This window comes from Leucobacter sp. NPDC015123 (genome assembly GCF_043080205.1).
Lineage (GTDB): Bacteria > Actinomycetota > Actinomycetes > Actinomycetales > Microbacteriaceae > Leucobacter > Leucobacter aridicollis_A.
This window is the reverse complement of record NZ_JBIBVH010000002.1, coordinates 435,743-447,708: the sequence shown is the minus strand read 5'-3', so window position 1 is coordinate 447,708 and position 11,966 is coordinate 435,743. Positions and strand designations below refer to the sequence as shown.

Here is an 11,966-nt window from a genome sequence, read left to right as displayed (position 1 = left end):
TGTGCTTCAGAACGCAGACTTACGCGTTGTGTGTCTGCCGGGGCACGGGATGCTCATCACTGAAATAGTTCCCCAAAGTCACGGGGCAAACCTCCTGTGGCAGCGCCAGGACGGGCCCCTCCTGGACTTCGATCGCCCGGCCACCGCGACGAGTGAGGCAGACCCGTTTGATGAGCAGGTGTTCGCTGGAGGCTGGTTCGGGATGTTTCCGAATGCAGGCATCCCTGGCGTCTTAGATTCGGGTGAACAGATGCATGGAAGCTTCCCCCGCGAAGCCTGGAAGGTCGTGCACCAGGGCGACGCCACCCTGTCGTGCACCCTGGAAACCGACGGCTTTGAGGCGGTGCGAATGCTGCGCCTCACTGAGAACACAGTGCGTGTTGACACCGAGGTCACAAATGTCCGCGCGGGGGATCGCGAGGTGAGCTTCGGTGAGCATCCCTGTTTTTCCAGGGAGGTGTTCGGCGGAGGCACGGTGTCGGTGGAGGCTGACGGCGCCCACACGACGAACGAGGTCTCCGAGCCTGGCGCGAATCGTTTCGCAGCCGGACAGGAATTCGTGTGGCCGCACGCGGAGGTCGTCGGTGGCGGTGTAGCGCGAGCCGATCTCGTTCCTGTGGAGCCAGACGCTTCTCACGATCACTTGTGCGTCAGGCTTGCAGACCCGTGTGTCGAGATCTCGGTTCCACGGTTGGGCGGCAAGGTGAGCGTGCGCTCGGACATGGAGGCGACGCCGAACTTGCTTTTTTTGGCGACACTTTCGCCCGCCCGCATCGCCATGGCGAGGCGACGTCTTCGGGATAGAGATGATGTCGACTCCGGGGCGGACACGTGATGACGCTCGTGCGGCGGACGCCCTGCGCGTTGTGCGGCAGGGAGAAACGGTGAAGTGGTACCTCGAAGTGTCGTGGGATGTGCGCCCCATTTCGGCATATAGTTAACTGTTAACAATATGTGGTTGTTGTTGATTCGATGCTCAAAGGTGAGGGAACGGAGGACGGCGTGCAGATCAACGCGGTCGACTTTTTTTATGCGGCAATGCCGGAGGTAACGCTCGACGCTGATGGGAGCCAGGACGCGCTTCTCGTGCGGGTGCGCTCAGACTCCGGCCTTGAGGGGTGGGGGGAGTGCGAAGCCTCGCCGCTCGTTTCTATCGCCGCCTTCGTGACCCCCCGTTCGCACGGCGTGTGCCAGCCGGTTGCCTCATCCGTACTCGGGGAAACCATCGAGCAGCCCGCGGATATTGCGCGGCTCAGCGCCAACCTTCGACGCAACAGCATGGATCTCCTGCAGGCCGCGCACACTTGGTCTGGCGTGGAGATGGCGCTCTGGGACTTGCTTGGCAAACACCACGGACTCCCTGTGTGGCAGCTGCTTGGCTACGAGCAGAACCGTTCGAAGCAGCCGTATGCCTCGCTGCTTTTTGGCGCGACCCCTGAAGAAACGTATAAGCGAGGTAACGACGCGGTCGCCGCTGGCTACACCGCGGTGAAGTTCGGCTGGGGTGGCTTCGGTGGCGGGGCCCTTGAGGCAGACCGGGATCAACTGCATGCCGCGCGTGATGGCATCGGCGGGGCCCAATTAATGGTCGACGCCGGCCAGATCTGGGATGACGATGTTGACGCAGCGTCCTTGCGGATCCCGCTGCTCGAAGAGTCGGGGGTGCTCTGGCTCGAGGAGCCATTCAGTCCATACGATTATCGCGCGCACGCCGAGCTCGCACGGCGATCGCCGAACGTTTCGCTTGCGGGTGGGGAAGCGTCGCATAACCCGGAGATGGCGAAGAACCTCATCCGCTTCGGTGGCGTCCGGTTCGTGCAGATCGACACGGGCCGCGTTGGGGGAATCGGGGCTTCGAAGGAGGTTGCGGACTTTGCTGCAGCTGAGGGGGTGACGTACGTGAACCACTCGTTCACGTCGCACCTCGCGCTCGCCGCATCGCTCCACGCCTTTGCCGGCCAGGCGAGCAGCGCGCTGTGCGAGTTCCCGCTGGCGTTGAGTCCGCTCGCTCGTGCAGTTACGACTGTCGCGCTCGAACCCGACGCTGAGCGGCGGGTCAGCGCGCCCGGGGGGCCGGGTCTTGGGGTCTCGGTTGATCTTGCGGGGGTGGGACAGTACCTGCGCGACGTCGAGATCCGGGTTGGTGGGGAGCTATTGACCGCAATGGCGGTGTGAACTTGGAGTGCGCCGGGTCGCGCGCCCGCGGCGACGGACCCGGTGCGCTCGCCAGCTAGTAGGTTGCCCGACCGCCGCTGATGTCGTAAACAGCGCCCGTCGAGAAGCTGCATTTGTCAGAGCTCAGCCATGCGATGAGTTCGGCGACTTCCTCGGCCTTCCCGATGCGTCCCATCGGGATGAGGCTTGTGATGTGTGCGAGCACTTCTGGCGCGGTGCGGTCATTCATGGAGGTCGCGACCACGGCGGGGGCGACCACGTTCGCGAGGACGCCGTGGGGAGCCAGCTCTTTGCCAAGGGTTTTGGTGAGCCCGATCACTGCGGCCTTCGACGCAGAATACGGGGCCATGTTTGGGTTGCCATCTTTGCCAGCCATGCTTGCGATGTTGACGATGCGGCCCCAGCCTGCCTCGATCATGCCCGGTGCAAATGCCCGGCACATGTTGAATGTGCCTGTGAGATTGACCGCGAGGGTTCGCGTCCAGTTTTCGTCGGTGATCTCCCATGTCGGCGCGCTGTCACCCACGATTCCCGCGCTGTTGATGAGGATGCTAATTGGCCCAACCTGCCTGGCGGCTTGAGCGACCGCGTTCGGGTCGCTCACGTCGACTTGGACGTCGGCGAGCGGCGATATGTCCATGGTGATGACGTCCACGCCATCGGCGCCGAGCCTGGCGGCTGTCGCCGCTCCGAGGCCGCTCAATCCTCCGGTCACTACTGCTGTCAGAGACATCGTTGTCCTTTCCTGTTGTGGGCACTGTGATGTGATTATATTCCAATAGATAGAATCGGATACCAATTATTTGAACTCTGTGAGCTAGTAGGCTGATCATCCTGGAGGACACATGCCTGAAGAACGAGCGGTTGGTGCAGACCGAGTCTTGGTGGTTCTGAGTGAGCTGGGCCGACATCCTCGTGGGGCGTCGCTCGAAGAGCTCGCGTCTGTCTTGGGCGAGCCAAAGTCAAGCGTGCACCGTGCGCTATCGACGCTGAGAAAACGCGGGTTTGCGCTTCAGAATCCCTCTGGGGGCTATGAGCTTGGCGACGAGCTCCTGCGCCTTGCTTTTTCAGTTCACGAGCAGCGCCCCGAAGGTGCGAGGGTCAACCCGGTTCTCACGCGTCTTGCTGAGAGGTTTGGAGAGACAACTCACTTCGCGGTTCTCGACGGCGGCGAGGTTGTCTACCGCGCAAAAGCCGACCCTCCGGGCGGAAGTATGAGACTAACGTCAGTGATCGGAGGGCGTAACCCCGCTCACGCCACGGGGGTGGGTAAAGTGCTCCTCGCCGAGCGATACCGTGACCGCGGGGGCTTCGACGACTGGGTAGGGGCCAGGTCGTTGACCGCCCGTACGCAGGCCACCGTCACAAACGCGGATGCGCTCTGGCGCGAGCTCGAGCTGTGCAGAGCTCGTGGATACGCGCTCGACGAGCAAGAGAGCGAGGTCGGTGTTGAGTGCATCGCTGTTCCCATTGCGCTTCACGTCCCGGGCCGAATCGACGGCGCAGTGAGCGTGAGTGCTATCGCGGTGCGCACATCGGTCAGTTCGCTTATTCGCCGGATTGACGAGATCCGTGACGAATTGGGGAGCCTCGCGGTCGACTTCTCGCGTACGTAGCGGACAGCCCCAGCCGGGTCCACGGGGAGTGGCAGCTCAACCGTGGCTTTCCGTGACCCCCGCTGCGAGGCGCTACCGCGCCTGCCGTCTGCGGTTGGCGACGGCCAAGCAGGCAAGACCGAGCCCGAACAATAGGGCAGCACTCGTGAGCATGCCTGCGGCCTCGCCGCCGGACTCAGCGATGCCGGGTTTGGGTGAGGTCACTGGCGGTTGAGGCGCTGGCGCCGGGGTCACCGGCGGCTTGGTTATCGGCGGCACGACAGCAGGCTCCCACCCGGCCGTGAGCTGCAGGTCGCCTGTCACAGGCGACGCGAAGTCGTAGACGTCGCCGTCAGCGAGCCACGCCGTGAACGTGAAGCCAGCTCGGGCAGGAGCGTCTGGTTTCACCACGGGGTCGCCGCTTTGCACGTGCTGAGTGAACGCATCGCTGCCGTTTGCAGGGTCAAAGGTGACTGTGAAGTGCGTAGCAGGTGCTTTTTCCCACTGCGCCGACAGGTTGAGATCGGTCGTCACTGGCAGGTCGAAGTCGTACTCTGTGCCGTCAAGCAGCCAGCCTGCGAAGATGTAGCCATCACGAACTGGGGGCTCCGGCTGCAGGACTGGCTCACCTGAGACGATCTCCTTGGTGGTCGGAGCTTCACCGTTACCCGGGTCAAACGTCACGCTGTGCATTTCAATAATGTTTTCTTGCCATCCGGCAATGAGCGTGATGTCCCTGTCGACGGGGGCGCCGAAGTCGTAGATTGCGCCGTCGAGGGTCCACCCTGTGAAAGTGAATCCGTCACGCACGGGCGTCGTGTCGGGCTCGGTCACTGCTCCACCTGCGAGGACAGCCTGTGATTGAACGTCTGATCCGCCCGCTGCGTCGAACGTGACTGTTCGTGTGGGAACTCGCAGCCCGGCCGCCTGCGTGATCTCGGTGCCAAGCGCGTTTGTTGCGACGACGCGGTAGTCGACGTTCACGTGTTCGGGGCCGACAAGGACGGTAATCGACTGCGAGTCGTTTGAAACGCTGACTGCTGGGTCGGCCTCGACTGACCGCCAGCCTGCCCCGTCGTCCACCATGTACTCCCAAGTGAGTTGCGGCGCGGGGCTTCCAGTCGCCTGGGTCGAGAACGTGGCCTCGGCGCCAAGACGGGAGTCCTGGGAAGCGGGCGCCGTCACCGTTGGAAGGTCACCGTATAGGTACCCCCGCGCGAGCGTGATCGAGTCTTGCGGCTCGCCGTTGACAGCCCATTCGACCTCCACATCCACCGCGCCATACTCGTCGCCAGCTGGCGTTTGCACAGTGGCGCTTCCGGCGGCATCGTGCGTGATGTGGGTCCCGGGATGCGCCCCGAACATGACGCCCGTGACTTTCGCCTTCATCTCGGGTGGGAGCACAGGCGACGGAGTGGGGAGGTCGTCTCGGGTACCGTCTCCGAGTTGACCGAACGAATTACTTCCCCAGCTGTACGAGAGTCCGTCACTGCCGCGCGCGAACGACGTGCCTGCGCCCGCGGAGATGCCGATGAAGCTGACGCCGGCTGGAGCGCGTACGAGCGTTGGGGTCGAATTGCCTGCAGACGACGTTGCGCCGTTGCCGAGTTCGCCCGAGGCGTTCGAACCCCAGGCATAGATGTCGCCGTCGACTGTGAGCGCAAGTGTATGATCGCCGCCTGAGACGACGCGTTCGAAGAGCACGCCAGCAGGTGTCGCCACTTTGACAGGCACGCGACTATCCGCGGTGTTGGCTCCAGTTCCCAGCACACCGTTGTAGTTGGAGCCCCACGAGTAGAGCTGTTTGTCGTCGCCGAGTGCGACTGAGAAGTCCCACCCGGCTGCCACCTGCGTATAGTTCACGCCTCTGGGAGTGGTGACCTTGGTCGGCTTGTTGAGCGGGCGCGGGAACGCGGATGTTCCGAGAAGTCCGTAGGAGTTCGTGCCCCAAGCGTAGGTGTTGCCATCGCTGCCGACCGCCAGTGTGTGGTCTGCGAGGGCGCTCAGGTCGGTGAACGTGACGCCCGTTGGCATCATTACCGGGACCGGGGTGGGCTGCAGATAGTTGTAGGTGCCGTCGCCGAGCTGGTGGTTGAGGTTCAAACCCCACCCGTATGCGTTCCCGGCAGAGTCGATGCCGAACGCGTGGTCGTTTCCGGCGATGATTTTGGCAAATTGAACACCGCCTGGAGGAGCAAGCTCTGCTGGAAGCGATCGTCGCCCTTGTGTGGACCCGTCACCAAGGGCGCCGTACTCGCCTCTGCCCCAGGCGTACGATTTGCCGTCGCTCCCGACTGCATAGGACGTGAAGGTTCCGACAGCGACGTCGTCAAAGGTGACGCCTGCGGGGGTCTGGGACCGTACCGGAACGGTCTTGGACCCTGATTCTTCGGCGCCAATCTCGTCGGCTCCGTTGCCACCCCAGCCGTACACGCGCCCGTCCTCACCGATCGCAAGTGACGAGTGGTTGCCCCCGCTGATGCGCACAATCTTGGGTGGCGCAGGGGGAGATGGGACGTCGATGCTCACTGTTTGGCCGCCGAGAAGTGGCCCCTCCGCAGGGGTCAGTGAAGCCGCCCCCGCTGCCGGAGTTACAGCAAGCACAGCCGATAAGGCCGCCCCTGCCATGGCCTGCACGAATTTCAGCTGCCGCATCCCCATGCCCCAATTCCTAGTAAATGCATAGCTTCCGGTCATCGTACAACGTTGGTGTCGGCCACGGGTACCCTAGTATTCATGCATCTGAATGAAACGCGCGAGTGGAATCGGTTCTATGCCACGGGCACGCCGATTGACATCGAGCCAGTCACCGGATCCCTCGCCGACTTGCTCGACGAGCGCTGCGCGCAGTGGGCGGACCGCGACGCGATCAGCTTCTTTGGCCGGACTGTTACCTACCGCGAGCTCGGAGAGCGGGTCTCCCGAGTGGCGCAAGGCCTCGCGGACCTCGGCGTTGGCGCGGGCGATCGTGTTGCGCTCATCATGCCGAACGCCCCTCAGCACGTCATCGCGTTCTACGCTGTGCTCAGGCTCGGCGCGATCGTCGTCGAGCACAACCCGCTGTACACCCGCGACGAGCTCGAAACGCAGTTCCGCGACCACCGCGCGAGCGTTGTCATCGCCTGGACGAACGTCGTCGGGACCGTGCAGTCGCTGCCCAAGGATCTTGGCATCGAGACCGTCGTCGCGGTCGACGTTACCCGGGCGATGCCGTTTGCGACCCGGGCAGCGCTACGCCTGCCGATCGCCAAGGCGCGCGAGGGGCGGGCGAAGCTCTGGGCGGAGACGACGGGAACCGTGGCGTTCGTGGATCTCGAGCGCGCCCAGCTTCTCCCGGCAAGCCACCCCCGGCCAAGCCGCGATGACATTGCCTGCCTGCAGTACACTTCGGGCACGACGGGCACACCGAAGGGCGCGATGATCTCGCACGGCAACCTGTGGGCGAATGCCCGCCAGGGGGCGGCGTGGATGCCTGACTTCACCCGCGGCGAGGGGTCGATCTACGGCCTCCTCCCGATGTTCCACTCTTTTGGCGTGCTGCTGTCGATCATCTATTCGATCGAGACTGGCTCGCGCGCGGTGCTGTTTCCGACCTTTGACCCCGAGCTTGTCTCACAGGCAGCGAAGCGCTTCCCGCCGACCTTCGTGCCAGCGGTGCCGCCAATGTTTGACCGCCTCGCCCGCGTTGCGCGCGACGGCAAGCTCGACCTCTCAGGCGTTGTTTACGCGATCTCTGGCGCGATGACGCTTACTCCCGCGGTAGTGAACCGGTGGGAGGCGCTCGCTGGCAGCATGCTGAACGAGGGCTACGGGCTCACTGAGACAAGTCCGGTCGCGCTTGCGAACCCCTTCAGTGACGCGCGCAGGATCGGAGCCATCGGCATCCCATTCCCTTCGACCGATATTCGTGTCGTGAATCCCGACGAGCCGACCGAGCAGGTCGAACTCGGCGAGGTCGGAGAGCTGCTCATTGCCGGGCCGCAGGTCTTCCAGGGGTACTGGAACCGGCCAGAGGAGACGGCAGCAACCCTACTTGAGGGTGGCTGGCTCCGTACGGGGGATCTTGTGGTGCAGGATGAGGACGGCTTCGTCACCGTCGTCGACCGCAAGAAAGAGCTCATCATTACTGGAGGTTTCAACGTCTCTCCGAGCGAGGTCGAGCGCGTCGTGAACACGGTGCCCGGCGTCGCGGAGAGCGCCGTCGTTGGCGTCGCGCGCGGCAGCGGGGCCGAGATCGTCACCGCGGTGGTGGTACTCGAAGAGGGCGCAACCTTCAATGAGGATGCCGCCCGCGAGGCAGCCCGCGAGCACCTCGCGGAGTTCAAACGCCCGAGCACATACATCGTGTGGGAGGAGCTTCCGAAGTCGCTGATCGGCAAGGTGCTCCGCCGCACGGTGCGCGACACGTTGGTTGCCGACCGGGGCGCGGTGCGCGCTAAGGTCGACCCGGAGGCGTAACCCGGGCTCTGATCCGCAACCGGTCCAGCGCGCAAAAGCGCGCCCCGCCCGTATCGGGCGGGGCGCACGGGCCAGCGGAGTGCTGGACACCTGGGGGACCCGCTGGGGTGACGGGCGGGACTAGCCTCCGCTGGTCTCTTCGCCGCCGTTGGCCTCGCGTTCGGGCTCAGGCTCCGGCGCCGCGGTTGCAGGGCCAGAGGGCGCTGCGCCGCCTTCGGCGGTCCAGTCTGAACCGAGTCGGGTGTCGTGAGCGGGGTCGCTCGCGACGTCGTTCAGTGCGCGATCTTGCCCCTTGCCTGTCTCAACGGTGGCGGTGGTGTGCTCGTCGGACACCCGCTGCGCGGAGTCGGCGTGCGTCTCGGGAACGGGGTTCTCCATGATTACGCCTCCCGCTTGCGGCCGCCTGTGATCATCCCGAAGACGAGTAGCACGACGACCGAGCCGCCGATTGCGACCAGCCAGGATTCAATCGACCAGAACTCTCCGAGGTTTGCGCCGAACAGCATGCCGCCGAGCCAGCCGCCGACCATCGCTCCGACGACGCCGAGCAGTAGCGTCATGAACCAGCCGCCGCCGTGTTCTCCTGGCAGTAGCGCCTTCGCGATGGCGCCCGCGATGAGGCCGAGGATAAGAAATGCGATGAAGCTCATGGTGCTGCTCCTTCCCGCCAAACGACTTTCGTTGCGGCGTTGGAGATACGGTACGCCCGGCTGCGTAGCGCGACGAGGGGGTTGTTTTTCGCGATGCGCCTGTGGTATTTCGGGCGTGGTCGCGGCTGAATGCTGGGAATTCAAGGGGTTGGGGAGTCGCGCTCGGAAAGGAAGGCTCGAACCACACGTTTTCGAGAGCGAGGGAGGCAATCATGACACCGCACGTGGACCCACGTACGAAGTACCCAAGGCCACCGTGGGCGAAGCAGCCGCAGGATTCGCAGCCCGGCATGACGGGACCGATGATTCCGCAGCCCGACCACGGCGAACATAGCTACCGGGGCAGTGCCCGGCTGACGGGGGCGCGAGCGCTCATCACTGGCGGAGACTCCGGCATCGGCCGGGCGGTCGCGCTCGCGTACGCCCGCGAGGGCGCCGAAGTCGCGATCGGCTACCTCCCAGAGGAGGAGGTCGATGCGCTCGAGACGCGGCGGCTCGTTGAGGCCGAGGGCTCCCGGTGTGTGCTGCTCCCCGGTGATCTGCGGGATGAGTCGACCTGCGTGGAGACTGTGCGCGATACCGTCGTCGAGCTTGGCGGCTTGGACATTCTCGTGCTGAACGCGGGAACGCAGCGCCGACGCGATGCGGACGCGCAGATCGACCGGCAGGCGGTGCTCACTGTGTTTGAGACCAACCTTCTTGCACCCCTGCTGCTCGTTCGCGAGGCGGCGCCGCACCTCACACCCGGCGCGAGCATCATTGTGACAGCATCGATCCAGTCGTTTGAGCCGAGCCCGGACCTACTCGACTATGCCATGACGAAGGCTGCGCTCGTGGGGTTCACGCGCGCCCTCGCGGAGCAGCAGGGGGACCGCGGCGTGCGGGTGAACGCCGTGGCGCCCGGCCCGGTCTGGACGCCGCTGATTCCCGCGACGGGGTGGGACGAGAAGCAGGAGCACTTCGGCGACAACACGCCGCTGGGGCGACCCGCACAGCCCGCGGAGCTCGCAGGTGCGTACGTGTATCTCGCCTCGGAAGAGGCGTCTTACGTGTCCGGGGCGGTGCTGCCAGTCACGGGCGGGCGGCACCCCTAGTGGGAGCAGGCTGGCGGCTCGCGACCGCGTAGCCTCGCCGCAGAGCCCCTTTCATGCAAGACACCCCCTTACCAACTGTGGGGAAGGGGGTGTCTTGCATGAAAGGGGCTTCCCCGTGGGGCGACGGCACGCAAGCCCGGGCTCGGTGTTCGGGGGCTCGGCACTCAAGAGCCGGTGAACCCCGAACCCTGGGCCACCGCCCCAGTGGCGCGAGCGCCTAGGAGTCGAAGATATCGCCGAGGAACTCGAACGGGCTCTTCTTCTTGCGGTAGCGCGGGTCACCGTAGCCGCCACGGCTGCGGTCGTCGTAACGGGGCTTCCGGTCGTCGCGGTCGCGGTCGTAGCCTCGGTCGCGCCGATCGTACTCACGCTCGCCGTAACCGCGATCGCCATACCCTGCGGGCTGCGGCGGCACCGGCTGTGAGTAGTGGTCGCCGAGCGGCGGCGCGGGACTAGGTGCGGCGGGAGCCGCCGGGGCTGCGGGCGGCTGTGGGGCCTGATGTTGCGGGGTCTGCTGCGCGGTGAAGGCCTCGGCCTCGGCCTGGGCGCGCTCAAGGATCTTGTCGAGCTCGCCGCGGTCGAGCCAGATGCCGCGGCACTGGGGGCAGTAGTCGATCTCGATTCCCTGACGCTCACTCATGAGCAGGGTTGTTCCGTCGCTAGGGCAGTTCATGGCTTCAGCGTAGAGAAAGCGGGCCGCGAAATACCTGGGACGGGGCCACTCTCAGGGTGTATTCAAAGGGACTCGAGATCAGGATCGCGCGCGCCCGACAGCGCGATCAGCGCCCTGGCTGCGTCGCGAGGCACTGTCGGGTCCATGCCCGTGAGGTCATGGAACGCGCGAAGCCTGTTGACGACGGTGTTGCGGTGCACGAACCCGGCCTCAGCGGTGAGCTTCACCGATCCTGTTTCGCAGTACGCGAGGAATGTGTCAATGAGTCGACCGCGATCGCCAGGGGAGACCGATGCGAGTCCGGCGACGGCCGCGGGGCTGAGGCCAGGAAGGATGGGCGCAAGGGCGTCAGCGGCGACAGGTGGCCAGAGTTCGTGCTCGTCGCTGAGCCGCCCATCGGAGGCGTAGGGCGCCAGCAGATGGGCGAGGCGAGCCGCCTCCGCCACCCCGGCGAGACCCGCGATCTCGTCGACGACGACACCCCGCGTGGTGGCGAGCGGGTGTCGCCCGAGCACGTCGGCACGCGGCCTGACAAAGAGCACGCCGTCGTCGAAGTCCCAGACGAGGAACCGGGCGCGCGTGTGCTGTAGGTCGGCGACGAGCCTGTGGGCGCTGGCTGCGTCGGCAGATGGCACGAGCACCACCTCGTACTCGGCGTCGAGCGGAGTGCCGAGCTCTTCCGCGACCTCGGCGGCAACATCCTCGGGGCGTTCGGCAGCGAGGAGCCTCGCGATCGCCCGCGTCTCGGCGGCCCGGGAGTCGAGCGCGAGTGTGTCGAGCTCGTTGAGAAATGCGACCTGGACCTCGCTGATGTAGTCCTCAACCGTGGAGAGCACGACCTCTGCGTGCGCGACGAGGAGGGCGGCGTCTTCGGCTGAGACGACTCGGGTGAGTCCCGCCCACAGCACGCGGTAGTCGAGGCGCACGGCCTCGAGGAGCCTGTCGCGATCGACCCCCTGACGAGCGCGCCGCACGCCAAGTCGCTGGGGGAGATCTCGCAGGTGCTCGGGGAGCGGTTCGCCGCGGAGTTCGGTGATGAGTAGCGTCAGCGTCTCGCGCGCGGTCGCGCGGATATCGCTGGCTGAGATATCCTCGTAGCCGCTCCCGACGGCCTGGAGGCGTGCAACGAAATCGTCGACGAGCGCGTCCATGTCGTCGCGGAGGTCGGCGAGGGTCGCGATCCACCACTGATCCTGGGGTGCCTCGCTCGTCACTGTGCGTGTCACTGTCGCATCTCCCTCGCCGGCCGTCGCTTCCATAATATTGAATCTTTACACACTCCAAACGTCACTTTGGGGCGCAAACTTGAACGAGGATGTGC

The 11,966-nt window shown here is 65.1% G+C and carries 11 protein-coding genes and 1 pseudogene; 6 read left to right on the top strand and 6 right to left on the bottom strand.

Translation table 11 applies throughout. The features are described 5' to 3' along the window. Nucleotides 1-49 precede the first annotated feature (49 nt). Entirely contained in the window at nucleotides 50-835 is a 786-nt protein-coding gene (locus ACF07D_RS05835) for a hypothetical protein (RefSeq protein ID WP_391504250.1), read from the top strand. Nucleotides 836-954: 119 nt separating this feature from the next. Continuing rightward, the gene (locus ACF07D_RS05830) at nucleotides 955-2,175 is read left to right on the top strand and encodes a mandelate racemase/muconate lactonizing enzyme family protein (RefSeq protein ID WP_391504249.1); all 1,221 of its coding nucleotides are present in this window, start codon (nucleotides 955-957) and stop codon (nucleotides 2,173-2,175) included. Between the two features lie 55 nt (nucleotides 2,176-2,230). On the opposite strand, the gene ACF07D_RS05825 is transcribed toward ACF07D_RS05830, so the two are convergent. Continuing rightward, on the bottom strand, nucleotides 2,231-2,908 hold the full coding sequence (locus tag ACF07D_RS05825; protein ID WP_391504248.1) for an SDR family NAD(P)-dependent oxidoreductase: 678 nt from the start codon (nucleotides 2,906-2,908) through the stop codon (nucleotides 2,231-2,233). A gap of 112 nt (nucleotides 2,909-3,020) precedes the next feature. Here ACF07D_RS05825 and ACF07D_RS05820 point away from each other — a divergent pair. Continuing rightward, nucleotides 3,021-3,185: pseudogene (locus ACF07D_RS05820) on the top strand (helix-turn-helix domain-containing protein); the annotation flags it as partial. Between the two features lie 204 nt (nucleotides 3,186-3,389). Further along, nucleotides 3,390-3,791 (top strand): IclR family transcriptional regulator C-terminal domain-containing protein, encoded by a 402-nt coding sequence (locus ACF07D_RS05815; RefSeq protein ID WP_391504358.1) that lies wholly within the window; start codon nucleotides 3,390-3,392, stop codon nucleotides 3,789-3,791. Between the two features lie 72 nt (nucleotides 3,792-3,863). Here the strand turns inward: ACF07D_RS05815 and ACF07D_RS05810 are convergent, their stop codons facing one another. Next, nucleotides 3,864-6,431, bottom strand: coding sequence for an InlB B-repeat-containing protein (locus tag ACF07D_RS05810; RefSeq protein ID WP_391504247.1), 2,568 nt, complete (start codon nucleotides 6,429-6,431; stop codon nucleotides 3,864-3,866). A gap of 75 nt (nucleotides 6,432-6,506) precedes the next feature. Here ACF07D_RS05810 and ACF07D_RS05805 point away from each other — a divergent pair, with 75 nt between their 5' ends. Then, a complete protein-coding gene (locus ACF07D_RS05805) occupies nucleotides 6,507-8,228 on the top strand; it encodes an AMP-binding protein (protein ID WP_391504246.1) in 1,722 nt (573 codons plus the stop codon). A 120-nt stretch (nucleotides 8,229-8,348) separates the two neighbouring features. Here ACF07D_RS05805 and ACF07D_RS05800 read toward each other — a convergent pair whose 3' ends face one another. Next, nucleotides 8,349-8,606: a hypothetical protein gene (locus ACF07D_RS05800; RefSeq protein ID WP_391504245.1), complete on the bottom strand. Its 258-nt coding sequence runs from the start codon at nucleotides 8,604-8,606 to the stop codon at nucleotides 8,349-8,351. A 2-nt stretch (nucleotides 8,607-8,608) separates the two neighbouring features. Beyond that, entirely contained in the window at nucleotides 8,609-8,878 is a 270-nt protein-coding gene (locus ACF07D_RS05795; protein ID WP_391504244.1) for a GlsB/YeaQ/YmgE family stress response membrane protein, read from the bottom strand. Between the two features lie 212 nt (nucleotides 8,879-9,090). On the opposite strand from ACF07D_RS05795, the gene ACF07D_RS05790 reads away from it, so the two are divergent. Beyond that, complete coding sequence (locus ACF07D_RS05790; protein ID WP_391504243.1) at nucleotides 9,091-9,972, top strand: SDR family oxidoreductase; 882 nt, start codon at nucleotides 9,091-9,093, stop codon at nucleotides 9,970-9,972. Nucleotides 9,973-10,189: 217 nt separating this feature from the next. Here ACF07D_RS05790 and ACF07D_RS05785 read toward each other — a convergent pair whose 3' ends face one another. Both ACF07D_RS05785 and ACF07D_RS05780 read right to left on the bottom strand, forming a co-directional pair. Next, nucleotides 10,190-10,645, bottom strand: a complete 456-nt coding sequence (locus ACF07D_RS05785; RefSeq protein WP_391504242.1) for a zf-TFIIB domain-containing protein — start codon at nucleotides 10,643-10,645, stop codon at nucleotides 10,190-10,192. 62 nt (nucleotides 10,646-10,707) lie between these two features. Continuing rightward, complete coding sequence (locus tag ACF07D_RS05780; RefSeq protein WP_391504241.1) at nucleotides 10,708-11,904, bottom strand: helix-turn-helix domain-containing protein; 1,197 nt, start codon at nucleotides 11,902-11,904, stop codon at nucleotides 10,708-10,710. Nucleotides 11,905-11,966: the final 62 nt, after the last annotated feature.

What these genes read in the sequence shown, in the direction of transcription:
- ACF07D_RS05835 (WP_391504250.1), top strand. Translation starts at nt 50, where the DNA reads ATGCTCATCACTGAAATAGTTCCCCAAAGTCACGGGGCAAACCTCCTG.
- ACF07D_RS05825 (WP_391504248.1), bottom strand. Translation starts at nt 2,908, where the DNA reads ATGTCTCTGACAGCAGTAGTGACCGGAGGATTGAGCGGCCTCGGAGCG.
- ACF07D_RS05815 (WP_391504358.1), top strand. Translation starts at nt 3,390, where the DNA reads ATGAGACTAACGTCAGTGATCGGAGGGCGTAACCCCGCTCACGCCACG.
- ACF07D_RS05810 (WP_391504247.1), bottom strand. Translation starts at nt 6,431, where the DNA reads ATGGGGATGCGGCAGCTGAAATTCGTGCAGGCCATGGCAGGGGCGGCC.
- ACF07D_RS05805 (WP_391504246.1), top strand. Translation starts at nt 6,507, where the DNA reads ATGCATCTGAATGAAACGCGCGAGTGGAATCGGTTCTATGCCACGGGC.
- ACF07D_RS05800 (WP_391504245.1), bottom strand. Translation starts at nt 8,606, where the DNA reads ATGGAGAACCCCGTTCCCGAGACGCACGCCGACTCCGCGCAGCGGGTG.
- ACF07D_RS05795 (WP_391504244.1), bottom strand. Translation starts at nt 8,878, where the DNA reads ATGAGCTTCATCGCATTTCTTATCCTCGGCCTCATCGCGGGCGCCATC.
- ACF07D_RS05790 (WP_391504243.1), top strand. Translation starts at nt 9,091, where the DNA reads ATGACACCGCACGTGGACCCACGTACGAAGTACCCAAGGCCACCGTGG.
- ACF07D_RS05785 (WP_391504242.1), bottom strand. Translation starts at nt 10,645, where the DNA reads ATGAACTGCCCTAGCGACGGAACAACCCTGCTCATGAGTGAGCGTCAG.
- ACF07D_RS05780 (WP_391504241.1), bottom strand. Translation starts at nt 11,904, where the DNA reads ATGGAAGCGACGGCCGGCGAGGGAGATGCGACAGTGACACGCACAGTG.